The sequence below is a fragment of the Amycolatopsis sp. genome, from assembly GCF_025464955.1.
Classification (GTDB): domain Bacteria; phylum Actinomycetota; class Actinomycetes; order Mycobacteriales; family Pseudonocardiaceae; genus Amycolatopsis.
In genome coordinates this window covers 15,172-40,712 of record NZ_JAODNM010000096.1, presented here as the reverse complement: position 1 = coordinate 40,712, position 25,541 = coordinate 15,172, and the positions used below count along the sequence as shown (strand labels likewise).

Annotated in this window: 34 protein-coding genes; 19 read left to right on the top strand and 15 right to left on the bottom strand. The window is 67.3% G+C overall.

The window, feature by feature from the left end; all coding sequences use genetic code 11:
- Positions 1 to 43: 43 nt before the first annotated feature.
- The 4 genes from hisD to JWQ81_RS22680 are packed head-to-tail and all read left to right on the top strand — an operon-like array spanning position 44 to position 3,217.
- A complete protein-coding gene (gene hisD / locus JWQ81_RS22695; RefSeq protein WP_297544503.1) occupies positions 44 to 1,369 on the top strand; it encodes a histidinol dehydrogenase in 1,326 nt (441 codons plus the stop codon).
- A complete protein-coding gene (locus JWQ81_RS22690; RefSeq protein ID WP_297544502.1) occupies positions 1,366 to 2,463 on the top strand; it encodes a histidinol-phosphate transaminase in 1,098 nt (365 codons plus the stop codon). The genes hisD and JWQ81_RS22690 overlap by 4 nt, the downstream gene beginning before the upstream one ends.
- Positions 2,460 to 3,059, top strand: a complete 600-nt coding sequence (hisB, locus tag JWQ81_RS22685) for an imidazoleglycerol-phosphate dehydratase HisB (RefSeq protein ID WP_297544501.1) — start codon at positions 2,460 to 2,462, stop codon at positions 3,057 to 3,059. The genes JWQ81_RS22690 and hisB overlap by 4 nt, the downstream gene beginning before the upstream one ends.
- Positions 3,059 to 3,217: a hypothetical protein gene (locus JWQ81_RS22680; protein ID WP_297544500.1), complete on the top strand. Its 159-nt coding sequence runs from the start codon at positions 3,059 to 3,061 to the stop codon at positions 3,215 to 3,217. The genes hisB and JWQ81_RS22680 overlap by 1 nt, the downstream gene beginning before the upstream one ends.
- Positions 3,218 to 3,696: 479 nt before the next feature.
- Here JWQ81_RS22680 and JWQ81_RS22675 read toward each other — a convergent pair whose 3' ends face one another.
- On the bottom strand, positions 3,697 to 5,886 hold the full coding sequence (locus tag JWQ81_RS22675) for an MMPL family transporter (protein WP_297544499.1): 2,190 nt from the start codon (positions 5,884 to 5,886) through the stop codon (positions 3,697 to 3,699).
- Positions 5,887 to 6,106: 220 nt separating this feature from the next.
- Here JWQ81_RS22675 and JWQ81_RS22670 point away from each other — a divergent pair, with 220 nt between their 5' ends.
- Together JWQ81_RS22670 and JWQ81_RS22665 are read left to right on the top strand one after the other, a co-directional pair.
- On the top strand, positions 6,107 to 6,700 hold the full coding sequence (locus JWQ81_RS22670; RefSeq protein ID WP_297544498.1) for a TetR family transcriptional regulator: 594 nt from the start codon (positions 6,107 to 6,109) through the stop codon (positions 6,698 to 6,700).
- Positions 6,701 to 6,796: 96 nt separating this feature from the next.
- A complete protein-coding gene (locus tag JWQ81_RS22665) occupies positions 6,797 to 7,156 on the top strand; it encodes a DUF2695 domain-containing protein (protein ID WP_297544497.1) in 360 nt (119 codons plus the stop codon).
- On the opposite strand, the gene soxR is transcribed toward JWQ81_RS22665, so the two are convergent.
- Positions 7,153 to 7,614, bottom strand: a complete 462-nt coding sequence (soxR, locus tag JWQ81_RS22660) for a redox-sensitive transcriptional activator SoxR (protein ID WP_297544496.1) — start codon at positions 7,612 to 7,614, stop codon at positions 7,153 to 7,155. The genes JWQ81_RS22665 and soxR overlap by 4 nt on opposite strands.
- A 52-nt stretch (positions 7,615 to 7,666) precedes the next feature.
- Here soxR and JWQ81_RS22655 point away from each other — a divergent pair, with 52 nt between their 5' ends.
- On the top strand, positions 7,667 to 8,359 hold the full coding sequence (locus JWQ81_RS22655; protein ID WP_297544495.1) for a thiamine pyrophosphate-dependent enzyme: 693 nt from the start codon (positions 7,667 to 7,669) through the stop codon (positions 8,357 to 8,359).
- A gap of 13 nt (positions 8,360 to 8,372) precedes the next feature.
- Positions 8,373 to 9,263 carry a transketolase gene (locus JWQ81_RS22650; protein ID WP_297544575.1) on the top strand — a complete coding sequence of 297 codons (891 nt, stop codon included), beginning with the start codon at positions 8,373 to 8,375 and terminating at the stop codon, positions 9,261 to 9,263.
- Between the two features lie 66 nt (positions 9,264 to 9,329).
- Here JWQ81_RS22650 and JWQ81_RS22645 read toward each other — a convergent pair whose 3' ends face one another.
- Together JWQ81_RS22645 and JWQ81_RS22640 are read right to left on the bottom strand one after the other, a co-directional pair.
- Positions 9,330 to 10,430: a hypothetical protein gene (locus tag JWQ81_RS22645; RefSeq protein WP_297544494.1), complete on the bottom strand. Its 1,101-nt coding sequence runs from the start codon at positions 10,428 to 10,430 to the stop codon at positions 9,330 to 9,332.
- A gap of 3 nt (positions 10,431 to 10,433) precedes the next feature.
- Positions 10,434 to 10,667 carry a hypothetical protein gene (locus JWQ81_RS22640; RefSeq protein ID WP_297544493.1) on the bottom strand — a complete coding sequence of 78 codons (234 nt, stop codon included), beginning with the start codon at positions 10,665 to 10,667 and terminating at the stop codon, positions 10,434 to 10,436.
- Between the two features lie 246 nt (positions 10,668 to 10,913).
- Between JWQ81_RS22640 and JWQ81_RS22635 the strand changes: the two genes are divergently transcribed.
- Together JWQ81_RS22635 and JWQ81_RS22630 are read left to right on the top strand one after the other, a co-directional pair.
- On the top strand, positions 10,914 to 11,396 hold the full coding sequence (locus JWQ81_RS22635) for an NUDIX domain-containing protein (protein WP_297544492.1): 483 nt from the start codon (positions 10,914 to 10,916) through the stop codon (positions 11,394 to 11,396).
- Positions 11,397 to 11,429: 33 nt separating this feature from the next.
- Positions 11,430 to 12,578, top strand: a complete 1,149-nt coding sequence (locus tag JWQ81_RS22630) for an FAD-dependent monooxygenase (RefSeq protein WP_297544491.1) — start codon at positions 11,430 to 11,432, stop codon at positions 12,576 to 12,578.
- A gap of 169 nt (positions 12,579 to 12,747) precedes the next feature.
- Here the strand turns inward: JWQ81_RS22630 and JWQ81_RS22625 are convergent, their stop codons facing one another.
- The 3 genes from JWQ81_RS22625 to JWQ81_RS22615 all read right to left on the bottom strand — a co-directional run bounded on the left by JWQ81_RS22625 (position 12,748) and on the right by JWQ81_RS22615 (position 15,583).
- Complete coding sequence (locus tag JWQ81_RS22625) at positions 12,748 to 13,920, bottom strand: acyl-CoA dehydrogenase family protein (protein WP_297544490.1); 1,173 nt, start codon at positions 13,918 to 13,920, stop codon at positions 12,748 to 12,750.
- 45 nt (positions 13,921 to 13,965) lie between these two features.
- A complete protein-coding gene (locus JWQ81_RS22620) occupies positions 13,966 to 15,315 on the bottom strand; it encodes an MFS transporter (protein WP_297544489.1) in 1,350 nt (449 codons plus the stop codon).
- 88 nt (positions 15,316 to 15,403) lie between these two features.
- Complete coding sequence (locus tag JWQ81_RS22615; RefSeq protein WP_297544488.1) at positions 15,404 to 15,583, bottom strand: hypothetical protein; 180 nt, start codon at positions 15,581 to 15,583, stop codon at positions 15,404 to 15,406.
- Positions 15,584 to 15,761: 178 nt separating this feature from the next.
- Here JWQ81_RS22615 and JWQ81_RS22610 point away from each other — a divergent pair, with 178 nt between their 5' ends.
- Genes JWQ81_RS22610 through priA form a run of 3 tightly spaced genes read left to right on the top strand, consistent with a single transcriptional unit; the run spans position 15,762 to position 18,113 of the window.
- Positions 15,762 to 16,667, top strand: a complete 906-nt coding sequence (locus JWQ81_RS22610) for a hypothetical protein (protein WP_297544487.1) — start codon at positions 15,762 to 15,764, stop codon at positions 16,665 to 16,667.
- A gap of 39 nt (positions 16,668 to 16,706) precedes the next feature.
- Complete coding sequence (hisH, locus tag JWQ81_RS22605; protein WP_297544486.1) at positions 16,707 to 17,342, top strand: imidazole glycerol phosphate synthase subunit HisH; 636 nt, start codon at positions 16,707 to 16,709, stop codon at positions 17,340 to 17,342.
- A gap of 33 nt (positions 17,343 to 17,375) precedes the next feature.
- Positions 17,376 to 18,113: a bifunctional 1-(5-phosphoribosyl)-5-((5-phosphoribosylamino)methylideneamino)imidazole-4-carboxamide isomerase/phosphoribosylanthranilate isomerase PriA gene (priA, locus tag JWQ81_RS22600; protein WP_297544485.1), complete on the top strand. Its 738-nt coding sequence runs from the start codon at positions 17,376 to 17,378 to the stop codon at positions 18,111 to 18,113.
- A gap of 63 nt (positions 18,114 to 18,176) precedes the next feature.
- On the opposite strand, the gene JWQ81_RS22595 is transcribed toward priA, so the two are convergent.
- From JWQ81_RS22595 to JWQ81_RS22565, 7 genes are all read right to left on the bottom strand, one after another.
- Positions 18,177 to 18,557: a PPOX class F420-dependent oxidoreductase gene (locus JWQ81_RS22595; RefSeq protein ID WP_297544484.1), complete on the bottom strand. Its 381-nt coding sequence runs from the start codon at positions 18,555 to 18,557 to the stop codon at positions 18,177 to 18,179.
- Positions 18,558 to 18,571: 14 nt separating this feature from the next.
- Positions 18,572 to 19,306, bottom strand: coding sequence for an ABC transporter permease (locus JWQ81_RS22590; protein WP_297544483.1), 735 nt, complete (start codon positions 19,304 to 19,306; stop codon positions 18,572 to 18,574).
- Positions 19,303 to 20,028, bottom strand: coding sequence for an ABC transporter ATP-binding protein (locus tag JWQ81_RS22585; protein WP_297544482.1), 726 nt, complete (start codon positions 20,026 to 20,028; stop codon positions 19,303 to 19,305). The genes JWQ81_RS22590 and JWQ81_RS22585 overlap by 4 nt, the downstream gene beginning before the upstream one ends.
- Before the next feature lie 115 nt (positions 20,029 to 20,143).
- Positions 20,144 to 21,136, bottom strand: coding sequence for a hypothetical protein (locus tag JWQ81_RS22580; protein ID WP_297544481.1), 993 nt, complete (start codon positions 21,134 to 21,136; stop codon positions 20,144 to 20,146).
- Positions 21,133 to 21,651, bottom strand: coding sequence for a SigE family RNA polymerase sigma factor (locus JWQ81_RS22575; RefSeq protein WP_297544480.1), 519 nt, complete (start codon positions 21,649 to 21,651; stop codon positions 21,133 to 21,135). Before JWQ81_RS22575 ends, JWQ81_RS22580 begins: the two co-directional genes overlap by 4 nt.
- A 63-nt stretch (positions 21,652 to 21,714) precedes the next feature.
- On the bottom strand, positions 21,715 to 22,293 hold the full coding sequence (locus JWQ81_RS22570; RefSeq protein WP_297544479.1) for a TetR family transcriptional regulator: 579 nt from the start codon (positions 22,291 to 22,293) through the stop codon (positions 21,715 to 21,717).
- A gap of 10 nt (positions 22,294 to 22,303) precedes the next feature.
- The gene (locus JWQ81_RS22565) at positions 22,304 to 22,618 is read right to left on the bottom strand and encodes a hypothetical protein (RefSeq protein WP_297544478.1); all 315 of its coding nucleotides are present in this window, start codon (positions 22,616 to 22,618) and stop codon (positions 22,304 to 22,306) included.
- A gap of 103 nt (positions 22,619 to 22,721) precedes the next feature.
- On the opposite strand from JWQ81_RS22565, the gene JWQ81_RS22560 reads away from it, so the two are divergent.
- Genes JWQ81_RS22560 through JWQ81_RS22540 form a run of 6 tightly spaced genes read left to right on the top strand, consistent with a single transcriptional unit; the run spans position 22,722 to position 24,798 of the window.
- Entirely contained in the window at positions 22,722 to 22,919 is a 198-nt protein-coding gene (locus JWQ81_RS22560; protein ID WP_297544477.1) for a helix-turn-helix domain-containing protein, read from the top strand.
- A complete protein-coding gene (locus JWQ81_RS22555) occupies positions 22,916 to 23,134 on the top strand; it encodes a hypothetical protein (RefSeq protein ID WP_297544476.1) in 219 nt (72 codons plus the stop codon). Before JWQ81_RS22560 ends, JWQ81_RS22555 begins: the two co-directional genes overlap by 4 nt.
- Positions 23,128 to 23,319, top strand: coding sequence for a hypothetical protein (locus tag JWQ81_RS45055; protein WP_366942325.1), 192 nt, complete (start codon positions 23,128 to 23,130; stop codon positions 23,317 to 23,319). The genes JWQ81_RS22555 and JWQ81_RS45055 overlap by 7 nt, the downstream gene beginning before the upstream one ends.
- Positions 23,304 to 24,077 (top strand): imidazole glycerol phosphate synthase subunit HisF, encoded by a 774-nt coding sequence (gene hisF, locus JWQ81_RS22550; RefSeq protein WP_297544475.1) that lies wholly within the window; start codon positions 23,304 to 23,306, stop codon positions 24,075 to 24,077. The genes JWQ81_RS45055 and hisF overlap by 16 nt, the downstream gene beginning before the upstream one ends.
- Positions 24,074 to 24,439, top strand: coding sequence for a phosphoribosyl-AMP cyclohydrolase (gene hisI, locus JWQ81_RS22545; protein ID WP_297544474.1), 366 nt, complete (start codon positions 24,074 to 24,076; stop codon positions 24,437 to 24,439). The genes hisF and hisI overlap by 4 nt, the downstream gene beginning before the upstream one ends.
- Entirely contained in the window at positions 24,436 to 24,798 is a 363-nt protein-coding gene (locus JWQ81_RS22540) for a DUF1304 domain-containing protein (RefSeq protein ID WP_297544473.1), read from the top strand. The genes hisI and JWQ81_RS22540 overlap by 4 nt, the downstream gene beginning before the upstream one ends.
- Before the next feature lie 77 nt (positions 24,799 to 24,875).
- On the opposite strand, the gene JWQ81_RS22535 is transcribed toward JWQ81_RS22540, so the two are convergent.
- Positions 24,876 to 25,496, bottom strand: a complete 621-nt coding sequence (locus JWQ81_RS22535; RefSeq protein ID WP_297544472.1) for a TetR family transcriptional regulator — start codon at positions 25,494 to 25,496, stop codon at positions 24,876 to 24,878.
- Positions 25,497 to 25,541 lie beyond the last annotated feature (45 nt).

Genomic DNA, 25,541 nt, shown 5'->3' with positions numbered 1-25,541 from the left:
TATGCCTGCCAAACCTGATAGCCCCACCTCGTACCCTTGACCCATGCTGAACCGCACCGACCTGCGCGGGCAGGTCCTTGTCCCCGCCCAACTGCGCGCGACCCTGCCGCGCGCCGAGTACGACGTGGACGCGGCGCTGCATCAGGTGCGGCCGGTGGTCGAAGCGGTCCGGGATCGCGGGGTCGAGGCCGTCCTCGAGTACACCGAGCGCTTCGACAAGGTCCGGCCGAAGACCGTGCGTGTCGCCCGCGAGGAGCTGACGCGCGCGCTCGACGAGCTGTCCCCGGCCGTCCGGTCGGCGCTCGAAGAGGCCATCACCCGCACCCGGAAGGTGCACGCCGACCAGCGCCGCACCGACGTCACGACCACGGTCGTCGAGGGCGGCACGGTCACTGAGCGCTGGGTCCCGGTCGATCGTGTCGGGCTGTACGCACCCGGCGGGCTCGCCGTGTACCCGTCGACGGTGGTGATGAACGTCGTCCCCGCCCAGGCCGCGGGGGTCGATTCGCTCGTCGTCTGTTCACCCCCGCAGGCCGAGTTCGGCGGGCTGCCGCACCCGACGATCCTGGCCGCCGCCGAACTGCTCGGCGTCGACGAGGTGTGGGCTGTCGGCGGCGCGCAGGCCGTGGCGCTGCTCGCGTACGGCGGCACGGACACCGACGGCGGCGAACTGACCCCGGTCGCGATGGTCACCGGGCCGGGCAATATCTACCTGACCGCGGCCAAGCGCCTGCTGCGCGGGTTGATCGGTATCGACAACGAAGCCGGCCCGACCGAGATCGCGATCCTCGCCGACGATACGGCGTCCGCGGTCCACGTCACGGCCGACCTGGTCAGCCAGGCCGAGCACGACCCGCTCGCCGCGAGTGTCCTGGTCACCACTTCCGAGGCGCTCGCCGACGAGGTCGACAGACTGCTCGTCCACCGCATTTCCGACACCAAGCACTCCGAGCGCGTCGGGGAAGCGTTGAGCGGTAAGCAGTCCGGCACGATCCTGGTGTCCACTGTGGAGGACGGAATCAAGGTTGTCGACGCCTACGCCGCCGAGCACCTCGAGATCCAGACGGCCGACGCGAGCGCGGTCGCGGCCAAGGTCCGCAACGCCGGCGCGATCTTCGTCGGCGCCTATTCGCCCGTTTCGCTCGGCGACTACTGCGCCGGGTCCAACCACGTGCTCCCGACCGGCGGCTTCGCCCGGCACTCCTCAGGATTGTCGGTGCAGAGCTTCCTCAAGGGGATCCACGTCGTCGACTACAGCGAGCAGGCGCTGCGCGATGTCGCGGCGAAGGTTGTCGCACTGGCTGACGCGGAAGATCTGCCGGCCCACGGCGAGGCCATTACCGCGAGGTTCGAGGGAGAGACGGAATGACACCCGACGACGTGACCCTCGCGGACCTCCCGCTGCGCGACGATCTGCGTGGCCGGACGCCGTATGGCGCGCCGCAGCTGGACGTGCCCGTCCAGCTCAACACCAACGAAAACCCCTACCCGCCACCGCCGGAGCTCGTCGCCGACATCGCCGAGGCCGTCCGCGAGGCCGCGTCCGCGCTGAACCGCTACCCCGATCGTGACGCCCTCCAGCTCCGGCGCGACCTCGCCGACTACCTGTCGGTGTCGACCCGTGTCGTGCTGCACGAGTCGAACGTCTGGGCCGCCAACGGGTCCAACGAGATCCTGCAGCAGATCTTGCAGGCCTTCGGCGGCCCTGGTCGCACGGCGCTGGGGTTCGAGCCTTCGTACTCCATGCACCCGATCATCGCCACCGGCACCCAGACCGAGTGGGTGCCGACGCCGCGGCGCGCGGACTTCTCCCTCGACGTCCTCGCGGCGGTCGCGATCATCCTCGAGCGTCGCCCGGACCTGGTCTTCGTCACCAGCCCGAACAACCCGACCGGCGGGTCGATCCCCCTCGAAGAGCTGGAACTCCTGCTCGACGCCTCGCCGGGGATCGTCGTCGTCGACGAGGCGTACTTCGAGTTTTCTTCGCAGCGCAGCGCGGTCGAGCTCATCGAGGAGTACCCGGCGAAGTTGATCGTCTGCCGGACGATGAGCAAGGCTTTCGCGTTCGCCGGCGGGCGGCTCGGTTACCTGGCCGCGGCACCGGCCATTGTGGACGCGCTGCTGCTCGTCCGGCTGCCGTACCACCTGTCCATGCTGACGCAGGCCGCCGCGCGGGCGGCGCTCAGGCACGCGGACGCCACGCTCGCGTCGGTGGCCAAGCTCGCCGCCGAGCGGGACAGGGTCGCCGATGCGTTGCAGGGGCTGGGTTTCACCCCGATTGCCAGTGATGCCAACTTCATCCTGTTCGGACTCTTCGAAAACCCGTCCGCGAGCTGGCAGTCCTATTTGGACAAGGGCGTGCTGATCCGCGAGATCGGGATCGAAGGCCACCTGCGGGTCAGTATCGGCACCCCTGAAGAGAACGACGCGTTCCTCGAAGCAACCAAGGAGATCCCCCGGTGACTCGTATCGGCAAGGTGGAACGGACCACCAAGGAGTCCGCCATCTCTGTTCAGCTCGACCTCGACGGCACCGGTGAGGTCGAGATCTCGACCGGGGTGCCGTTCTACGACCACATGCTGACCGCGTTCGGCGTGCACGGCTCGCTCGATCTCAAGGTCGAGGCGACCGGCGACATCCACATCGACGCGCACCACGTGGTCGAGGACACCGCGATCGTGCTGGGTCAGGCCCTCCGGCAAGCGCTCGGTGACAAGAGCGGCATCCGGCGCTTCGGCGACGCGTGGATCCCGATGGACGAGACCCTCGCGCATGCCGCGATCGACGTCTCCGGGCGGCCCTTCTGCGTGCACCTCGGCGAGCCCGAGCAGTTCAACTCGTTCACGATCGGTGGCAACTACCCGTTCGTGCTGACCCGGCACGTGTTCGACTCGCTGTCGTTCCACGCCCAGATCGCGCTACACGTCCGCGTGCTGCACGGCCGGGACCCCCACCACATCGCCGAAGCCGAGTACAAGGCCGTCGCCCGCGCCCTGCGCGCCGCGACCGAGCCCGACCCGCGCGCCGGCGGCATCCCCTCGACCAAGGGCGTTCTCTAGTGAGCAAGGAAATTGTCGGGCTGGTGCTGCTTGCCCTCGCGGGCATTCTCGTCGGCGGCGCGTACAGCATGTGGAAGACGGCTCGGAAGATGGCTCTTGTCGTCGGGGTCGCTTCGCTTCTCGCCGTCGGCGCCGCAGTGGCCTGGCTGGCCGGCTGACTCCCTGTCGGCTTCAGGACGGGCACTTTTGCACTTTTGTGCCCTAGTTGAGATCTCAAGCAGGGCACAAATGCACAAAGGTGCCCTCCTTTGTCGTCTGCGTGGGGTCGCGAGTGTGGAACTCGGCGCTCAGGGTGTGGAACTCGCGGCGTACGCCCGTGCTGTCGGCGAGTCCCACACTCACCGACGGCGAGTCCCACCTTGACGGAGTCGAGTCCCACATCCGGTTCCGCTACCAGTCCGCAGGCTCCCGCCACCACCGCAACTCGACGGCGAGTTGCGGTCTCTTAGAAACTAAGAGACCCCGCAAAGGCGCGAAAGTGGGAAGTCCGTGACCCCGACTCGACGGCGAGTTGCGATGGTCGGCGGCAACGACCCGCACGTACGACCGAAGAGCCGTTCTTGTGCCCTAGTTGAGATCTCAAGCAGGGCACTTTTGTACAAGAGTGCCCTGCTTGAGGTCGCCTCCACTGGGTAGGTCAGCCGACGGGCTGGAGTTCGCTCTTGTCGGGGTCGCTGTCGAGCCGCTTCGTGAGCTTCTCGCCCTCGACGTCGACGTTGGGCAGGATCCGGTCGAGCCACTTCGGCAGCCACCAGGCGCTCTTGCCCAGCAACGACATCACTGCGGGCACGATCGTCATCCGGATCACGAACGCGTCCACCAGCACGCCGAAGGCCAGCGCGAACCCGATCGACTGGATCAGCGTGGAGCCGGCCAGCACGAACCCGGCGAACACGCTGATCATGATCAGCGCCGCGGCCACGACGACCCTGGCGCCGTGCTTGAACCCGGCGACCATCGCCTCCTGCGGTTCGGCGCCGTGCACGTGTTCCTCGCGCATGCGGGTCACCAGGAAGACCTGGTAGTCCATCGCCAGCCCGAAGAGCACGCCGATCAGCAGGATCGGCAGCATGCTCATGATCGGCCCGGTCGAAGCGACCCCGAGCAGGTTGTTCAGCCAGCCCCACTGGAAGACGGCCACGACCGCACCGAAGGTCGCGACGACCGAACCGAGGAAGCCGAGCGTCGCCTTCAACGGCACGACTACCGAGCGGAACACCAGCATCAGCAGGATGAACGCGAGTCCGACGATGAGTCCCAGGTAGGGCAGCATCGCGTCGGACAGCTTCGCTGAGATGTCGATGTTCGCGGCGGTCTGCCCGGTCACCGCGATGCCGGCGCCGGTGTTCTTCTCGAGGTCGCCGGCTTGCGCACGGATCGCGCTGACGAGATCCTCGGTCTGCTTGCTGCTCGGGCCACTCTTCGGGATGACGGTGAGCAGCGCGGTGTCACCGGCCTGGTTGAACCGTGCCGGGGTGACGGCCGCGACGTCGGGCAGGCTGCTGATCTCGGCGGCCGCCTGACGGGCCGCGCCCTGCGGGTTGGTGCTGCCCGCGGTGTCCACCACGACCACGAGCGGGCCGTTCGCGCCCTCGCCGAAGCTCGAACTGACCAGGTCGTACGCCTTGTGCTGGGTGGAGTCCGCGGCGGCGGTGCTGTCGTTCGGCAGGCCGAGCTGCATGCCGGTGGCGGGCAGGGCGATCAGTGCGAGCCCTGCCAGCGACGCGACGAGCACCGGAATCCGGTGGCGTGCCACGAAACGCGCCCAGCGCTCCCCGTGGGTCGCCTTGGCCGGGTTCGCGCGGCGGATCCGGATGCGGCCGGCCTGCACCTTGCGACCGGCGAAACCGAGGATCGCGGGGAGCAGCGTGAGTGCGATCAGGACCGAGACTGCGACGGTGACCGCGGCGGCGATGCCCATCTGCGCCAGGAACGGGATCCCGATCACGGTGAGCCCGGCCAGCGCGATGATCACGGTGAGCCCGGCGAAGACGACCGCGGAACCGGCTGTTCCAGCGGCACGTCCGGCCGCTTCCTCGGGTTCCCGGCCGACGCTGAGTTCGTGTCGGAAGCGGGACACGATGAACAACGCGTAGTCGATGCCGACGGCGAGGCCGATCATCAGCGCGAGGATCGGTGTGTTCGAGTTGAGCTCGAGGAAACCGGACGTCAGCAGGATGCCCGCCATCCCGATTCCGACGCCGATGAGCGCGGTGAGCAGTGGGATACCGGCGGCGATGAGTGAGCCGAACGTAATGATGAGGACAACAGCCGCGACAGCGACTCCGAGGCCTTCGGTGGCACCCGTGGCGGGTGGAGCCTGGACTGCGTCGCCGCCGAACTCGACTTCCAGACCGGCCTGTTGGCCGATTTTCGCCGAGTTCTTCAGCGCCTCGCGGTCACTTTCAGTCAGATCGAACGCCTTGACACCATAGCTCACCTGGGCGAGGGCGACCCGGCCGTCGGGGGAGATGGCCTTCGCCTGGTACGGGTCGGCAACGGTGAGAACCTTGGGAGCGACCTTGAGTTGGGCGACCACGCGCTCGACGGCGGCCTTGCCGCTCGAGTCGGTCAGGGTCTGCCCGGGCGGGGCCGCGATGGCCACCCGTGCCGTCGCGCCACCGGCTGCTGCCTGCGGAAACTTCTGCGCGAGCTGGTCGATGGCCCGCTGCGACTCGGTGCCCGGGATGGTGACCGAGTCGGACATCTGCCCAGAGAGGGTCACCGCGCCGAGGCCGAGTGCGAGCAGCAAGGCAGCCCAAACGGCGACAACGAGCGCTCTCCGTCGAAAGGCGAACCGGCCCAGCCGGTACAGGAAGGTGGCCACGGCGAGTGACTCCGTTCGTCTGGAGAAGGGGTCTGTCATTCTTTCGGGTGCTCTTTGAACTGCTAGTGCGAAGCTAGCCGATCGGCAAGGGGATTACAAGCCGATCGGCTAGGGAGTGACTTGCCGCACGGCTAGCTCTGTCCTTGCCGATCGGCTAGCGTCCTGGCTTGCTCGGCGAGGCTTGGCGGCGTACTGTCCGGTTGCTGAACAAGGAGGTCGGATGACTACGGGGACGGCGGAAGCCGGTGCGCGAGGCGCCGCGGACACCAGGACCCGGCTGCTGGACACCGCGTTGCGGTTGTTCACCGAACACGGGGTCGAAGGCACGTCGCTGCAGATGATCGCCGACGCGCTCGGGGTGACGAAGGCCGCCGTGTACTACCACTTCAAGGCCAAGGACGAGATCACCGAGGCGGTGACCGAGCCGGCGTTACGGGAGCTGGACGCGATCGTCACCGAGGCGAGCAAGCAGCGTCGGCGCGGCGCGCAGATCGACCACCTGCTGGCCGGGTTCATTGACCTCGTCGTCCGCCACCGCGCGTTGGTCGCGTTGTTCTCCAGTGACCCCGGTGTCGCCAGAGCGGTGGAGAAGTCGATCCATGGTTCCGAGGACTTCAAACAGGGTTTGCTGGGGCTGCTGTGCGGCGACAACCCCGATACGGCCGCGATGGTGACCGCGCACGTCGCCTTGGCCGGGCTCGCGATGGCCGGCGGTTCCCCCGCGATGGCCGCGCTTGACGACGAAACCCTGCGCGAGGCTCTACTGGAAGTCGGCAGGCGCCTACTCGGCCGTCCTCGTCACCGCACCGCCTGAGCCTGACGCGCTGAGTCCGTTGTCCCCCAACGGTTTCCCAGAATTGTCGGTGCCCTCTGCTAAACCGGAAAGCAGCACAATCCGGGGAGGAAACCGATGGACAACGAACCTGCCGAATCCGCTGTCACCGCCGAGCGGTACGTCACCGCGCTGCGCGAGGAGCTGACAGAGCCGCGAGACAAGGAGTGTCTCGCCTGCTATGTCAGCCGCATGCTCGAAGAATTCGGCTGCGACAACCACTTGCGCTGGGTGCGCCGCTGGCGCGACGCCTGTGCGCCGCGCGCGACAGCGCTGGAACGAAGAATGGAAGAAAAGGGTGGCTTCTGCGACTGCGAAGTTGCGTACAACGTCTATCCGGAGCAGATGCTCTACGACGACGCAGCTGATTTGCCCCCGTGTAAGGGGGTGAGCCGTCGCGGGTCCACGTTGCCCTGCCGCGATGACGCAGGACGTTAGATTCCGCCCTCGGTCGCCGCTTTGAGTTTTGGCGCCCCTGGGCCGAATCTGGACATCTGGTCATCGGAATTGTAGAGCCCGCAACTGCGAAGGGAGAGGCAACCGCAACCCACACAACCGGTCAACCGGTCGCGCAGCCGCTGCAGCGCGTCGATCCGGGCATCCAGCTCGTCTTGCCAGCCCTTGGAAAGCCGTGCCCAGTCCGCCTTTGTCGGCGGATGGTCGTGGGGCAGGCTGGCCAAGGCCGCGTTGATGTCCTCGAGGCTCAGCCCCACTCGTTGGGCGGCACGGATGAACGCGATCTGGCGTAGCACCGAACGCGGATAGCGGCGCTGGTTACCCGCGGAGCGCTCGGAGTGGATCAGGCCGCGCTCCTCGTAGAAGCGCAACGCGGTATGCGGGACGCCGCTGCGTTCGGAGACCTGTCCGATGCTGAGGTGGTCGGCTAACTTGGTCACCCCGCCAGGCTAGCCTTGACTTCTAGTTAAGTCGAGGTTGCACGGTGGATTCATGACTACTGTTACCGAGTCCGGCTACGCGGACCTGCCCAGGTTGCTTTCGCTGATGACCGGCGACGAGAAGCACTCCGCGGCGGCCACATCCACCTTGGACGTGCTGTGGGTGCTCTACGACCGGGTGCTGAACGTGGCACCGAGCCGGGTGCGTGCGCCCGGGCGCGACAGGTTCCTGCTGTCCAAAGGCCATGGGCCGGCTTCGTACTACGCGGTGTTGGCCGCGAAGGGATTCCTCGACGAAGGCGAGCTGGCGAACTGGACGACGGCCGAATCGCGCCTGGGCATGCACCCGGACCGGATGCGGATACCGGGGGTGGAAATCGCCAGCGGTTCGCTCGGCCACGGCCTGCCGATCGCGGTGGGCACGGCTTTCGGCCTCCGCGCGCAGCGGCTGACCCAGCCCAGGGTCGTCGTGCTGGTCGGTGACGCCGAACTGGACGAAGGATCCAACCACGAGGCGATCGCGCTCGCGGGTCGCGAGTCGCTGGACCAGCTCACGGCCGTCGTGATCGACAACTCGTCGTCGACCCACGGCTGGCCGGGCGGCATCGCCGCGCGGTTCGAGGTCGAGGGCTGGGCTGCTCGCACGGTCGACGGTCGCGACCACGAAGCGTTGTACGCGGCCTTCACCGAACCGCATTCCGGCCGGCCGCTGGTCGTCGTCGCCGTCACTGAACCGAAGGAGTGAACACGTGACCACCCTGACCATGCGTGAGACTTTTGTTTCCGCAATGGACGATGCGCTGGAGGTCGATCCACGACTCGTCGTCGTACTCGCCGAAATCTCGGCCGCCCAGATCGCTACCGCGCGGACGCGGCATCCGAACCGGGTGATCAACGTCGGGATCCGGGAGCAGCTGCTGGTCAGCGTTGCCGGCGGACTGGCCTTGACCGGGCTCCGGCCGGTGGTGCACACGTTCGCGTCGTTCCTTGTCGAGCGGCCCTTCGAGCAGGTCAAACTGGACCTCGGGCACCAGGGCGTCGGCGCGGTGCTGGTGTCTTCCGGCGCGTCGTACGACATGGCATACGCGGGGCGCACCCATCAGTCGCCCGCGGACGTCGCGCTGATCGACAACCTGCCCGGCTGGACCGTCCACGTGCCGGGGCATCCGGACGAAGCTCGCCGGCTGATCCTGGAATCGTTGCCAGGGGATGGAAAGGTCTACGTCCGGCTGTCCGAGCAGTCGAATGCCGAACCGCATCTCGGCGTCGGCTTCCAGGTTCAGCGCCTGGGGCGCAGAGGAGTCGTACTGGCTGTCGGCCCCACCCTCGACGGCGTGCTGAACGCGACCGAAGGCGCCGACGTCACCGTGTTGTACGCCTCGACCATCCGCCCATTCGATGGCGCCGGACTCCGCGCCGCGATCCACGCCACCGGTGTCGCCGACGTCGTCCTTGTCGAGCCCTACAACCGCGGCACCTCAGCCCACGCCGTCGCGGAAGCCCTCGCCGAAACCCCGCACCGCCTGCTCTCCCTAGGCGTCCGGCGCGATGTCGAAGTCCGCACCTACGGCGACATGGCGGACCACGACCTCGCCCACGGCCTCGACGAAACCTCCCTGGCCGCCTCCATCAATGCCTTCCTCCCCTAAGCGCGAGTCCCACGTTCAAACCCGCGAGTCCCACGTTCGCGCGCCCGAGTTCCCCACTCGCACGGCTCAGGCGTGCCGGCTGGGATACAGCCGCCGTTTTCGCGGTGGACCCGGCGGCCTCGTGTAGTGCACGTTCGCTTGGTCATCGCCTTCCAGCAGCTTCATCAAATCCTTGTTGACGGCGCGTTCTTCCCTGGTGTCACGCGGCGGGTCGACATGGAGACTTTCATAGAGCGCGAACCGATCCAAGGTGATCACGGTGTTCACCGCCGTCGTGTACTCCTCAGCGGCCGCGATCGAAGCGCGATAGGCGAGGTAGGTGAATCCGTACGGTCCGAGCGCGACAAACAACCAAAGGCCATCAGTCAGCAGTGACGCCACCGAAAGAACGAAAGCGATTAAGGACACGACGCACAGTCTGATCGTAGTATCCAACTGCTGGCGGGAATCGCGTACGTACTGGACGCGTCGCCCCGCGGCCACGAAATTGAGCAGGGTCGTGGTCAGGATGGCGTCCAGCCCGTACTGCTCACCCGCTGTATCTTCTGCTCTCCTTAGTGCATTGCCCAGGCGGGTTGGCATAATCCTTTCGGTTGAAGGGTAAAGGCCTTCGGACTTTCTTGCTGCAGCCTCGACTGCCTGCAGAGCGGCAAAGGCGTCACCGTTTTTACTCGCAAAGAATTCCGCCATTTTGTTGGCAAAGGTCTTGGCGTCCCAACTAGCATATTCTGCGGCAGCTGCTTCATCTCTGGTGTTTGCTGCACTGAAGGCTGCTTCTTGGCGATCCTCAAAATCGCTGCGGCGTTTGGCCAACTTTAGTCGCCGCCTGCGGTGGTGGCTGATTCTGATGTGCGTAGCTGCTTCCGACACCCGGGAGCTTCCCCAATAGCCTTCGAGTACCTGGGTCATCGCATATTGCAGGGGGTGGAGGAACAACGCGATGAGGAGGGTGGCTACAAGCAGCCAAGCGACCCCGGTCAAGGACCAACTGCTCATCCTGGCTCCGAGCAGCTTGAGATCTGGCCTTGTGCGCCAAGCATCGCTACTGATGAGCACGCTGATCCAGAGTGAAAGGAATAGCGCGGGAAGCATGCCGACGATGCTGAAGTGGCGACCGATTTTGCTGCCGACTGCCAACGACATGTCGGTGAACGAGGGCGCGGCCACGGACTACCTCGCCCGCGGGCTCTCGTTGAACGAACTGCCGCACTCCAAACAGCTGTACCCGCCCTGGCTGGTCTTGCGTACAGGGCCGCCGCATCGCGTACAGCGCCGGGATCGGCCGGGGCCCTTGCGCTCGCCGGGCATGCGCGGGGACGGCTGGTCGTAGCCGAGAAAACGCCCCGCGAGCAGGACGGTGAGCAGGATCCGCCGGATCGCGCGCATCAGCTCACCCGCCCTCACGGTTGCCGCCCATCGTAGGCCAGCATGCTGCTCTGGTCGATGTCGTCGAAAGGTCGGTTTGAGGTGGTCCGCTGGGCAGGTTCGCCGTGGTTGTGGCCGGTGGTGGTCGTGGTCGCCACAGCGCTGGCTGGGCAGATCGGGCCAGTCTGGGCACTGTCTGCGGCTGCAGTCACGACGTTGGGCCTGGGAGGCAGCTTGATTCTTGCGGGTCGGATCAAGGAGCCCAGTCCGCTAACGTCGGGTCCCGTGACGACACCGGAGCAACTCGCCATCCGCCCGCTCGCGCTCGGGCTTATCAGGAACAGCGACCGAATCCTCGTGTTCGAAGGGCATGACGACGTCAAAGGGGAGACGTTTTACCGTCTGCTCGGCGGTGGGATCGAGTTCGGGGAGCAGGCGGTCGAGGCGCTGCACCGCGAGTTCCTTGAGGAACTGGGTGCCGAGCTGACGAACGCAGTGGAACTCGGGGTGCTGGAGAACATCTTCACCGTCAACGGCCGCGCCGGGCACGAGATCGTCTACGTCTTCGAGGCGACGTTGGCGGATCCGTCCTGGTACGAGCGGGAGGACTTGGGCACGATTCTCGACGAGGGCAGCCCGGTCTCGTGGCTGCTGGTGAGCGAGTTCGTGTCGGGCGAGCGGATCCTCTACCCGAGTGGACTGGTCGAGCGACTGCGTGACGGGGGCGCGTGGGCTGCCCCATCGGGCGGCGTCGACGGCGAGCGCTGACAGCGACGGTCACCTGCGGTTACCTTGGATCGTATGACCGTTGGGGAGCTGCGGGTCGCGATCGTCGGTGCCGGGATAGGCGGGCTGACGCTCGCCATCGCCCTGCGTCAGCACGGGATCCATGCCGAGATTTATGAGAAGGCATCGGAATTGCGGGAGGTCGGCGCCGCCGTCGCGTTCGCGGCCAATGGCGAGCGCCTGCTCGACAGGCTCGGCGTGACCGTGGAGCTCGCCGGCGCGTCGATGTCTCCGCCCGACCTGGTGTACCGGCATTGGCGTGACGGCCGGCTCCTGGCCGAGCATTCCATCGACGGCGGCCTGCACACCTTGCATCGGGTGGACTTCCAGCGCGCGCTGGTCAAGGTCTGGGACGACGAAGTCGAGCTCGGCGCCACGCTTGTCGACCTCGACTCCGGTGAGCACGACGTGCGCCTGAAGTTCGCCGACGGCCGGACAGCATCCGCGGAGGTCGTCATCGGTGCGGACGGGGTGCACTCGACCGTGCGGAACTGGCTGACCGGCGGCCCCGGGGACGCGATGTACTCCGGCACCAGCGGATTCCGCGGCCTGGTCCCGGTCGAACGACTGCCCAGCCTGCCTCGGCCCGACGCGGTGCAGTTCTGGCTGGGGCCCGGTGGGCACCTGCTGCACTACCCGATCGCCGACGGTTCCGTGATCAACTTCCTCGCCGTCGTCGACGCGCCTGCCGTGTGGCACGCGAAGAACTGGGTCGTCGGCACCGATCCTGGTGAGCAGGTCGCCGCGTTCGCCGGCTGGCACCCGGCCGTCACCGAGATGATCGCCGCCACGGATCTGCCGCAGCGGTGGGGATTGTTCGCCCATCCGCCGCTGAACAGCTGGAGCCGCGGCCGGGTGGCGCTGCTCGGCGACGCCGCGCACGCGATGTTGCCGCATCAGGGCCAGGGGGCGAACCAGACCGTCGAGGACGCCGTCGCGCTCGCGAATCTCCTTGCCACCGAAGAGATCCCTAACGCGTTCCGCTACTACGAGAGGCTGCGCCGCACCCGCACTCGGCAGGTGCAGCGCAGCTCCTGGGACACCTCGGCGATCCTGCACCTGCCGGACGGCCCCGAGGCCGACGAACGCGACCGGAAGCTGGCGAAGTTTCCGGAGAACTTCCGCTGGATCCACGACTACGACGTAGAACGCGCCCTGACGTAGTACCGCAACTCGCCGCCGAGTTGCGATGCTTAGCGTGCGCAAGGAGGGCGCTTTTGTACAAGAGTGCCCTGCTTGAGAGCGCAACGAGGGCACAATAGTACAAAAGTGCCCTCGTTGCGCGCGCTGGTTATTGCACGTGCAACGACCCCGCAAAAGGGCCCTCGGGCGGTTAGCGGAAGGCGGCGAGGCCGGTGACGGACTGCCCAAGGGAGAGAGCGTGCATCTCCTCGGTGCCTTCGTAGGTGAGCACGGTCTCGAGGTTCGCCATGTGCCGCATGACCGGGTACTCCAGCGAGATGCCGTTGGCGCCCAGCATGGTGCGGGCGGTCCTGGCGACCTCGATGGCCGAGCGCACGTTCGCGAGCTTGCCGAAGCTGACGTGGTTGTGGTGCAGCTTGCCGGCGTCCTTGAGCCGCCCGATCTGGCTCGCCACCAGCCCGGACCGGTTGACCTCGACGAGCATGTCCGCCAGCTTGCGCTGCGTGAGCTGGAAGCCCGCCAGCGGCTTGCCGAACTGCTCGCGCGTCATCGTGTACTCGAGCGCGGACCGGTAGCAGGCGCGCGCGGCCCCGACAACGCCGTACAGGATCCCGTAGCGCGCCTCATTGAGGCACGACAGCGGCCCGCGCAGGCCCCTGACCTCGGGGAACGCCGCGCTGTCGGGCAGCCGGACGCCTTCGAGTACCAGTTCCGCGGTCAGTGACGCGCGCAACGACAGCTTGTGCTTGACCTCGTTCGCGGTGAATCCCGGCGTGTCGGTCGGCACCACGAACCCGCGGATGCCCTCGTCGGTCTGCGCCCAGACGACGGCGACGTTCGCGACCGTGCCGTTGGTGATCCACATCTTGGTGCCGTCGAGCACCCAGTCGGCGCCGTCGCGCACCGCGCGCGTACGCATGCTGCCCGGGTCGCTGCCGGCGTCGGGCTCGGTCAGGCCGAAGCAGCCGAGTGCGTCGCCGGCCGACATCTGGGGCAGCCACTCGTTCTTCTGCTCGTCGCTGCCCCAGTGGTGGATGGCGTACATCGCGAGCGAGCCCTGGACCGACACGAAGCTGCGCAGCCCGGAGTCGACGGCTTCGAGCTCACGGCACGCGACGCCGTACGCCGTCGCGCTGGTACCCGCGCAGCCGTAGCCCTCGAGGTGCATGCCGAGCAGGCCCAGCTGGCCGAGACCCTTCGCCAGCTCAGCGGCCGGCAGTTCACCCGATTCGTACCATTCAGCGACGTTCGGCGCGAGCTGGTCGGCGGCGTACGCACGGACGGCGTCGCGGATGTCGCGTTCTTCGCCCGTCAAACCGGCATCGATGTCGAGAAAGTCCTGCGGGTCCGGCGTACTGGTCATCGTCTCAGCTTCCGATCGATCGTTACCTAGGCCGACGTTGGTCTATCACCTGACCGTAGGCGAACCAGCGATCGAATCGACAGACCTACCGGTGGTGCGAGGCCCCAGTAGGGAGACGTTTATGACCAGAATCACCATGGCCACGGCGACTGTGGCGAACATCCACGTCGCGCCGGAGCTGTCGAGGATCGGGATGAGGATGTACGGCATGGCTGCCGTCGCCAGCCGGGACAGCGAGTACCCCGACCCGGCCGCAGTGGCGCGTAGTGACGTAGGGAACAGTTCGCCCTGATACGTGTGGTACGCGTTCGAGAACAGGTTGCTGATCGCGGTGTAGCAGAAACCGAAGATCGTGATGGCGACTGCGCTCGTGGAAAGTCCGAACGCGAGTCCGAACAAGGCCATCCCCGACGCGCTGGCGACGATGAGCCATTTCCGCTGCATCCGCTCGATGATCGGGATCGACAGGGCGGAGCCGATCGGATAACCGAGGAACGTCAACGCGCTGAACGTCAGCGAGCTGGTCAGCGTGAAGCCCTTCGCGGCCAGGACGATCGGCACGAGCGACCCGAACCCGTAGTAGCCGAACGCCTGCATGAGCTGCAACACGTAGAGCATGACGGTCCGGCGCCGCCACGGCCGCTGGAACAGTGCGGAGAACTTGACACGCTCTTCGCTCACTTCCGGTTCGGCCGCGCGTTCGGGGCTGGCAACACCGGCGGAGGCCTCCAGCCGTTTCACGATGGCGTCGGCTTCGTCGTGTCTGCCTTGTGCCGCAAGCCATCGGGGCGATTCCGGCAAACCGGTGCGCAGCACCCAGATGACGGCCGCACCCAGCGCGCCGACGACGAACAGGACGCGCCAGCCGTCGATACCGAACGGCGCGTGCCCGACCAGGCCGCGGGCGAGGAAGCCGGCGGCGGGAACTCCGCAGAAGCCGATCGTGTAGGCCCACGCCGTGGCGCGGCCGCGGGACTTCCCGGGTAGCAGGTCCGCGAGGTAGGCATCGGCCAGCGGCAGCTCGGCGCCGATGCCGACACCGGCCGCGAACCGGCACACGACGAGCATCCAGACGTCGGTGCTGAACGCGCCGACCAGGGTGAAGACGGAGTAGATCCCGAGTGTCACCAGGAACGCGTTGCGCCTGCCGAACCGGTCGGCGAGCCCGCCGAGCCCGATCGCCCCGACGAACGCGCCCAGGAACGCCGACGCGAGCAGTGGTTTGAGCTCCGCGCTGGTGACGCCGAATTCCTTGCTGAGCACCGAGCTGACCGTGCTCGCGAGGAACAGGTCATAGAGGTCGAAAAACGTGGCGACCCCGACCACCGCGATGACGTATTTGTGCAAGCGGGTGACCGGAAGCCGATCAAGCCGGGCGCCGATGGTGTCGCTCATGAAAATCCCCTACCGCGTCCTGCCACCTGGGATTGATCTTCCATACCGTGGCGGCAGCATAGGCCCGGGGGAGCGGGCTTGAACACCTCTAAACGTCGGCGTGAGTCCCTTGCCCGCGGCGTCCGCGGTGCATTTCGATCGGCAGGGGCTCTCTCATCCGCGGCACCTTGACGGTCCCGGTGGGGTCACTGACCTGCGGAAACGGCACGCTGTCGATGTCCTCTCGCCAAGCGTCGAACATCTGTGTCAGTAGGTCTTCACCGGCCATCGTGGGCTCCTCCGTGGCATGCGATAGCCAGGGGTACCCACTCCTGCCGAAACTCAAACACCGCGCGTGTCCCGGTGATCGGACGTCCACCGATCGGCGGCACCCCGGGCGCGGCCGCGCCTGGCAGAATTCGCACGCCGCCGCCACGGAACCACAGTGCTGGAAAAGGACCACAACCATGCGCGAACGCGGGGCGACCACATCGATGTTGCGGCGGGCTCTCGCCGTGACCACCGTCGCGGCGATAAGCCTGCTGGGCGTCGCCGAGACGGCCTCGGCCCATCAGTCGGGACCGGTCAAGGGCTGGACCCAGATCGACCACACCACCGTCGCGAACGCGATCAGCGGTGAGGGCATCGCGACCGTCTACCCGCTTGGCGCCGCGCCCTACATCTACTACCGGGCCGGCGGCATCATCACGCAGCCGCTGAAGGATGAGGGCTGGGGCCACGTCGGCGACGCGGACTCGCGCAACGGCTACCTCTTCGACGCCTACCAGAACACCAAGGACAACCCGGCCACGAACAAGATGTTCCTGGTGACGACGCCGTCGGGGCAGGGCTTCGAGTACCCGCACACGCTGCTGCCGGAGGAGCCGGCGGTCAACGCGAACGCGTCGGTCACGGTGTCGCCGGATGGGCAGTGGATGGTCGGCAACACCCTCCAGCAGCTCCAGGAGCTGTTCGTGTACCCGACGCCGATTCTCAACCCGAAGGCCCCGAAGCCCGGCGAGAACCTGCCGATGACCGGCCGGATCAAGCTCGACCGGCCGATCCGGGACGCGCAGGGCTGCGACTTCGTGAGCTCGACGCGGCTGCTCTGCTCGACGTCGGATCCCACGAACGACCTATTCCCGACGACGTCGCAGATCCTGCAGATCGATCTCGCGCATCCCCTGCGCGGCACGGACACGAACGCCCGGGTGACGTCGCTGGGCCAGGTTCCGATGCTCAGCACCTGCACCGGCGGGTACACCACCGAGGGCATCGACTACGACGTCAACACCGGGCTGCTCCGGGTCGAGGTCGTGCCGCCGAGCCCGTGCAACGTCAACACCGACGTCTACACCTTCCGGCGAGGCTGACGCCGCCTGCGTCACCCGCTCGGCGGGCCGACTAACCTGGTGCTTGTGCCTAACGTCGTGATTCTTGACTACGGTTCCGGCAACCTCCGGTCCGCCGAGCGTGCCGTGCAGCGCGCCGGCGCCGAGGTCGAGGTGACCTCCGACTTCGACGCCGCGCTCAACGCGGATGGCCTGGTCGTGCCCGGTGTCGGGGCCTTCGCGGCCTGCGCCGAGGGCCTGCATTCGGTCAGCGGCGAGAAGATCATCGGCCGCCGCCTCGCGGGCGCCCGGCCGGTGCTGGGCATCTGCGTCGGCATGCAGATCCTGTTCGAACGCGGCGTCGAGCACGGCGTCGAGGCCGCGGGTGCCGGCGAGTGGCCGGGCACGGTCGACCGCCTGCACGCGGACATTCTGCCGCACATGGGCTGGAACACCGTGCGCGCTCCGGCGGACTCGCAACTGTTCGCCGGGCTCGATCCCGAAGCACGGTTCTACTTCGTCCACAGCTATGCCGCGCGCACGTGGGAGCTGGAATCCGGACTCGCCGGGCAGCAGCCCAAGGTGACCTGGGCCCACCACGGTGAGGACTTCGTCGCCGCGGTCGAGAACGGTCCGCTGTGGGCGACGCAGTTCCACCCGGAGAAGTCCGGCGACGCGGGCGCGCAACTGCTGAAAAACTGGCTGAGCACCCTCTGAGAGCGCGCCGACAGCGGCTCTTATAGTTGCGCGGTGACCTTCACGCTCCTTCCTGCCGTTGATGTGGCCGATGGCCAGGCCGTCCGACTCGTCCAGGGCGAGGCTGGCACCGAGACGTCCTATGGCAGCCCGCTCGAAGCGGCGCTTGCCTGGCAGCGCGACGGTGCCGAGTGGATCCATCTGGTCGATCTCGACGCCGCGTTCGGCAAGGGCTCCAACCGCGAACTGCTCGCCGAGGTCATCCGTAAGCTCGACGTCCAGGTGGAGCTCTCCGGCGGCATCCGCGACGACGCCTCGCTGGAGGCTGCGCTCGCGACCGGTGCCCGCCGCGTCAACCTCGGTACCGCGGCGCTCGAGGATCCAGAGTGGACGGCGAAGGTCGTCTCGAGCTACGGCGACCGCGTCGCGATCGGCCTCGACGTGCGCATCACCGAAGCCGGCCACCGGCTCGCCGCGCGCGGCTGGGTGACCGACGGTGGCGACCTGTGGGAGGCGCTCGACCGCCTCGACCGCGATGGCGCGCAGCGGTACGTCGTCACCGACGTCAGCAAGGACGGCACGCTGCAGGGCCCGAACATCGAGCTGCTGCGCGAGGTCGCCGCCCGCACCGACGCGCCGGTGATCGCGTCCGGCGGGGTGTCCAGTGTGGACGACCTGCGCGCACTCGCCGCGCTGGCCCGCGACGGCATCGAAGGCTCGATCGTCGGCAAGGCGCTCTACGCGGGAGCGTTTACCCTGCCCGAGGCACTGGCCGCGGTGGCTGAGTTCTGACGGGACGTGAAGGCCACCTTCACTACCGATAGGTAAATGAAGGTGGCCTTCACGTCCCGCTCGCTAGACAGGCTTGACGGCGATGCCGATGTTGCGGTCCTGGCTGCGGAAGCGGCCGAAGAACATCATCGTCCGCCCGAGCAGCCAGTACTTACGCCCGATGGCCCGGCGCACCCGCTCGAGGTCGTCGCCGTCGACCAGCCGCGCTTCGCCCGCGACCTTCGGGCCGTGTGTGCTCTTGCCCCGGACGTCACACGCCTGGAGCTCCACCCGGCCGCTGTTGCGGATGCGCTTGACCTTCCCGGAGTCGCGGACGGTCCACATCACGAGCTCGCCGTCGTCCCCGGCGGCCCAGATCGGGATGCTGACCGCGTCCCCGCTCTTCTTGAAAGTCGTGAGCATGACGTAGTTTTCGGAGAAGAGCTGCTCGAACTCGGTAGTCATACCTCTAACGCTAGTCAGGGAGTCCGACGCCGGAGGGTAGCCGCGCCGAGGATCAGCGCGAGCAGTGCGCACGCGGCCACGATCAGCAGATTCCGCAGCACCGTCGCGTCCACAGTGGCCGACGTCGTCACGCGCGTCAGGCCTTCCACCGCGTAGGACAACGGCATCACGTCGGAGAGCCAGTTCAGCACCCAGCCCATCTGCCCGCGCGGCATGAACAGCCCGCACAGCAGGATCTGCGGCAGGACGAAAACCGGCATGAACTGCACCGCCTGGAACTCGGTCCGGGCGAACGCGCTGACGAACAGGCCGAGCGCCATCCCGAGCAGCGCGTCGAGCACGGCGATGAGCAGCAGCATCGCGATCGAGCCGGTGATATTCAGCCCCAGCCAGGCCAGGGAGATCCCCGCGGCGACGCCGACCTGCACGACCGCGATCGCCCCGAACGCCAGCGCGTAGCCGAACAGGAGGTCGAGCCGCCCGATCGGCATCGTCATCAGGCGTTCGAGGGTGCCGGTAGTGCGTTCGCGCAGCGTGGTGATCGACGTGATCAGGAACATGATCAGGAATGGGAAGACGCCGAGGAGGGCAGGCGCGGCGTGGCTGAACACCGTCGCGTTGTTGAACACGAACCTGAGCAGCACCATCAGCAGCGTCGGCACCACGATCAGCATGGCCACCGTGCGCCGGTCGTGTCCGAGCTGGGTCAGGATGCGCCGTGCGGTCGCCAAGGTGAGTGCGGGATTCATGAGCGGGTCGCCTCCTCTTCGCGGACGAGTCGCAGGAAAGCCTGTTCGAGATCGGCGGAACCCGTGCGGCGTCTCAGGTTCTCGGGAGTATCGGACGCGAGGAGAATGCCCTCGCGCAACAGGAGAAGCCGGTCGCAGCGAGCTGCTTCGTCCATGACGTGGCTGGAAACCAGCAGCGTCGCGCCGGCGTCGGCGAGCCCGCGGAACAGGTCCCACAGCTCGTCGCGCAGTACCGGGTCGAGACCGACTGTCGGCTCGTCGAGCACGAGCAGTTCGGGTTTGCCGAGCAGCGCCACGGCGAGGTTCGCCCGGTTGTGCTGCCCGCCGGAGAGCGACCCGACCAGTTTTCCGGCGTGCCCCGTGAGACCCACCTCGCCGATCACCCTGTCCACATCGGACGCCGGCGCGCGCAGCACAGCGGCGAAGTAGCGCAGGACTTCCGTCACCGTCAGGTCGGCGTAGATGGCCGGATTCTGTGTGGCGTAACCGATCCGTCGACGCAGTTCGGGGCTGCCCGCCGGATGTCCGAGCACGGTGAGGTCGCCGCCTTCGACGATCTGGACGCCGACCACGGACCGCATCAACGTCGTCTTGCCGCAGCCGCTCGGACCCAGCAGCCCGGTGATCTCCCCGCGTGGCACGTCGAAGGCCACCCCGCGCAGGACTTCCCGCCCACCCCGGCGCACCCGCAAGCCTTCGGCGGCGATCGCAGAATTCATCATGCGTTTAATTCTGCGCGCGTGGAATGAGTCCGTCAAGGGGTGCGGTGGAGTTCCCTCAGGGCCATCCCTGTGGCGTTGGAAGCCACAGGGATGGCCCTGAGGGGTCTTTTGCGCGCTACCGGCCGATCCAGGAGTAGTCCGGCGAGGGGTCGATGGTCACCGCGTTCGCCACGGTGACGAGCTCGGCCTGGGTGAGCGTCCCCGAAACGACGAGCCAGCGTCCGTTCGCGAGTTGGACGGCGACCCGCGAGCCGTCCGGTCCGGTCGGCGGCAGGAAGAGCCCCTTGCGTCTCCTGACGACGACGTCCGTCGCGTTCTGGAGCGCGGGCGCGCGGGACGAAATGTCGGCACGCAGCGCGGGGACGGTCGGCCGTGCCGTCGTCGCGGCTTTGACACCGCTGTCGCCGTCGGTCGAAGAAAGGCCCTCGGCCAGCGAAGACATCGGGATCAACCCCGGCGGCAGCGGTCCGAACGCGAGTTCGCAACGCAACGGCGTCACGCCTGGCCGCACGGACTCTGCGATGTGCTGTCCGGCGTCGCGGGCGGTGGGGACATTGGCCACCTTGAGCTGCAGCACCTGCGACGAGTTAGGCATCCAGGTGAGCATCGCCGACGTCGCGGTCTCATCGGACACCATCCCGACCCGCCCGCCGACGACGATCTGATCCGGAAGCGTCGCCATCCTCAACGCCGTCCCCGACCACTCGGGGTCCTGCGCGGAGAAGGTCGACAGCGCGATCTCCGCGGAACCGACCTGCCCCTGCCGCCACCTGCGGAACTGCGTCCGGGAACCGGGGCTGACCTCGCGATACTGCTCGGTGAAGCCGTCCGGCAGCCAGCTTGGCCGGAACTGGAGCGCGAGCCCGTTCGCCGGCATCGCCGCTGACATCGTGTCGCTCGCGAGGTGCTGGACGATCGTGGGCACGCCGACCGCGACGACCATCACCACGGCGGCCACGGCCAGCATCAGCGCGACCGGACGCCGACGCGCCGATTCGGTCTTGGCTAGCGCGTTTCGCACCTCGTTGCCGTCGCGAGCACGGGCTGCCAGCCGGTTGAGACCGTCGCGGAGCAGGGCCTCGGTCTCGTCTTCGCTGAGTCGGGTCATCGGGGGGCTCCGGTGGGTAGGACGTGGTGTCGAGGTGCGGCGGACTCCCGCAGGGTGCCGAGTGCTCGGGAGATCTGGCTGCGCACGGTCGACGTGCCGCAGCGCAGGACCTCGGCGATCTCGTCGTCACTGAAGTTCTCGTAGTAGCGGAGGACGATCGCGGCGCGTTGCTTGCGGGGCAGGATCGCGAGGCGCGTCATCATCGCGTCGCGCTCGTCGTAGTCGAGGCTCGGATCGGACTGGGGCGGGCTCAGCGCGTCGAGCATCTCCGGCGTCGACGAGACCACGGAACGCACCGCCCGGCGTCTTCGCCACGACAGGTACTCGTTGGTGACCATGCGCCGGACGTACGTCGGCGGGGAATCGATCCGGGACCACTTCTGCTGCGCGCGCTCCAGCACGTTCTGGACGATGTCCTGGGCCAGGTACGGGTCGTCGGCGAGGACCGTCGCGTACCGGAGCAGCCCGTCGAGCCGCTCGGCGACGAACTCGTCGAAGCTCGGATCTCCCGTCACGCACCTATGGACGCGCGAGACCCCTCATCTGCTGCACACTGTGACCCCGGCCACGTCGCCGACTCACCGTCCGCCGTCGAAGTACAGCTGGATGCCGGGGGCGAAGAGGGCGACGATCTCGTCGTCGGAGGCATCGGCCAGCGGGGGGACGCGCACGATGTAGCGCAGCAGCGCGATGCCGATCATCTGCGCGGCCGCCGCCGCGACGCGGGCTTTCGGGATGCCGCCGGCCTCGGCGACCTTCGTGAAGAGGGTCCGGTCCAGGAACTGCCGCATCATGGTCGCGGCCTGCTCGTTGGTGGTCGCCGAGCGGATCATGGCGAGGAACGGCGTGCGGCTCTCCTGGGTGTTCCAGACGGACAGGAAGAGCCGCACGAGCCGTTCCCCGATGCTGTCGGCGGGCCCGGCGAGCAGGTCCGGGATGACGTCGCCAGGGTTGACCGGCAGGTTCATCGCCGCGACGAACAGCTGCTCCTTGGTACCGAAGAAGTGGTGCAACATGGCCGCGTTGACGCCGGCGTCCGCCGCGATCGCGCGGACGGTGGCCCCGTCGTACCCGTGCTCGGCGAACCGGTGTCTTGCCGCGTCAAGGAGTTTCTTCCTGGTCTCCGACTGTCCCGGTCGCCTTCCCGCCTGTGCCATGGCCCCGAGCTTAAGCTTCCCGCTCGACGAGTTTGACGAATTCCCGATTCGGGGCTTTCACCACCTGGTGGATCGCCTGGACCGTCGGGCACGGCCACGGACGGAAGCAGAACCGGCACCGGTCGAACTCGACGGCCTGGTGTTCGAACAGGACGGTCCGGATCGTGACCACCAGATCCGCGATCAGCCGCCGAGCCTGGTCGACGTCCTCCTCGACCCACTGCTCGCACTTCTGCGCGAGGAACTCGGCTTCGTCGAGATGGAGGAACAGATCGTCACGGAGAAATCTGAAAGCTTCGGCCTTGGCCGGTGTGAGAGGAGGCATGAGTCCAGGAAACTGTTTGCCATGGGGGACAAGCCATGCGCCTTTCCGGTGGAGTACGTCCGTCGCTGCGGAAATTGTCGCCCGGTGGGGCTATTTTCGACCCATGCAAGATCGCGAACCCACCATCCGCAGCCGCGAACTCGGTGACGGCCTGCGCAAGGCGATGGTGGCGGCAGGCTTCAACGGCAGGCAACTGGGACAGCGGCTGGACTGGCCGGACAGCAAGGTTTCCCGGCTGCTGAACGGAAAGCGCGGGGGACAGAAGCAGACGTCTCGGCGTTTCTGGCGACCTGCGGAGTGAAGGCGAAGGAACGCGACAGGCTCGTGAAGCTCTGCAGGGAGGTCGGTAAGACCGGCGGCTGGCTGCAGCAGCACGGCTCTAGGTTGCCGAAGCAGCTTCGCACGCTGATGGACCACGAGGACAAGGCGGTCGTGATTAGCGATTTTCATCCGATCGTTGTGCCTGGGCTGCTCCAGACCTGCTCCAGGCCGACCAATACGCGCGATGCTTGCTGAGCGGCACCGGGACGCTGCCGGTAGACGAGATCGACGATCGCGTCGCTGCGAGGCTGGCCAGGCAGTCGTTGTTCGGAAGTGCGAGACAGGCGCAGTTCACCTTCTTCCGGCACGAATGTGGCAGGCCTTCGTCTCGGACCTCGGACCAGGCACTACTAGTATTTGACCTATGGCTGTCGCGGTGAGGGTGATTCCGTGTCTCGACGTCGACGCGGGGCGTGTGGTGAAGGGGGTCAACTTCGCCGACCTGCGCGACGCCGGTGACCCGGTGGAGTTGGCGCGCCTCTATGACGCCGAGGGGGCCGACGAGCTGACCTTCCTCGACGTCACCGCGTCCTCGGGCGACCGCGAGACCACTTACGACGTGGTCCGGCGCACGGCTGAGCAGGTGTTCATCCCCTTGACGGTCGGCGGTGGCGTCCGGAGCAACGAGGACGTCAACCGGCTCCTGCGCACGGGCGCGGACAAGGTGAGCATCAACACTGCCGCCATCGCGCGTCCGAAGTTCCTGCAGGAGGCCTCGCGGCGCTTCGGCGCGCAGTGCATCGTGCTGTCCGTCGACGCGCGTCGCGTGCCTGAAGGCGGCGAGCCCACCGAGTCCGGCTTCGAGGTCACCACGCACGGCGGCCGCAAGGGCACCGGCATCGACGCCGTCGAGTGGGCCGCGCGCGGTGAGGAGCTCGGCGTCGGGGAGATCCTGCTGAACTCGATGGACGCCGACGGCACCAAGAACGGTTTCGACCTCGACCTGATCGCGCGAGTCCGCAAGGTCGTGCGCGTCCCGGTGATCGCCAGCGGCGGCGCAGGCGCGCTGGAGCACTTCCTGCCCGCGGTCGAAACCGGCGCCGACGCCGTGCTGGCGGCCAGCGTGTTCCACTTCGGACAGTTGAAGATCAGCGAAGTCAAAGACGCGCTGCGCGCAGGCGGAGTCGTGATCCGATGACCCTCGACCCAGCCTTGTCCTCGCGGTTGAAGCGTAACGCCGAAGGCCTGATCTGCGCTGTCGTCGTCGAGCACAGCACGTCCGACGTGCTCATGGTCGCGTGGATGGACGACGAAGCCCTCGACCGGACACTGAGGACACGACGCGCCACCTACTTCTCCCGGAGCCGCCAGGAATTGTGGGTCAAGGGCGAGACATCCGGCCACACGCAACACGTTCGTGAAGTGCGGATCGACTGCGACGCCGATACGGTCGTCCTGCGCGTGGACCAGACGGGGCCTGCGTGTCACACCGGTACCCACACCTGCTTCGATACCGACGAGCGACTGCTCCTTGCCGATGAGAGTGAGACAAGTCCGTGAACGTAGTGGCGAACATCCTGGTCGGGCTCGTTGCGCTGATCCACCTGTACATCGTCGTACTGGAGATGTTCCTCTGGACGAGCCCGCGGGCCCGCGCCGCCTTCGGCACCACCGAGGAGTTCGCCAAGGAGAGTTCCGCGCTTGCGGCGAACCAGGGGCTGTACAACGGTTTCCTGGCCCTCGCGCTGGTGTGGGGTCTCATTGCGACAGACCCGAGTGGTTACCAGCTCAAGCTGTACGGCCTGATCTGCGTGATCGTCGCCGGCCTCTACGGCGCCGCGACCTCGAGCAAGCGCATCCTGCTGGTGCAGGTCCTCCCCGGAGCCCTCGCGCTGGCCGCGGTGCTGATCGCCCGCTAAGACTCGTGAGCGTTCCGGCCGCTTACCGCGCCCTGCGGGACACCGCACCCGGGCGAGCGGGAACACTCACGAGTCCGCTAGCCGATATCGCCGTTGATGTACCGCTGGATGGTCGGGGCGACGGCCTTGACCAGCGTTTCGACATCGGCCGAGGCCAGCGGTTCGAACTTTGCGACGTAACGGGTCATGCCCAGCCCCATCAGCTGTGACGCGCAGAGGGTGGCCCGCAGATCTGTGTTTTCGACGCCCGCCGAGTCGACAATGCGCTGGAACAGCTGGTTCAGGAAGAAGTCGCGCAGCACTTGCCCGGCCTGTTCGTGTGCGGTGATGCTGCGGATGAGCGCCTGGAACAGCCCGCCGCCGGTCATGTCCCACCGGGTCAGGAAGGTGCGCACGATCCGCTCGCCGAGCTCGTCGATCGAGCCGTCGAGCAGGATCTTGAGCACTTCGCTCGGTTCGAACGGCAGCTCGAGCACCGCTTCGGCGAACAGGCCTTCCTTGCCGCCGAACCAGTGGTTGACCATCGCCGCGTCGACCCCCGCGCGGGCGGCGATCGTCCGGACCGTCGCGCCCTCGTAGCCGGACTCGCCGAACACGGTGCGGGCGGCCTCGACCAGGGCGGTCCTGGTGTCCTGCCCGGCCGGGCGGCGTCCGCGCCGCTTGCCGGGCGGTGGTCCTTGGGCGGAATCGGTGGTCACGGTGCCATCATGAACCTCCGCCGCGGGTGATTCAACACGTCGTGA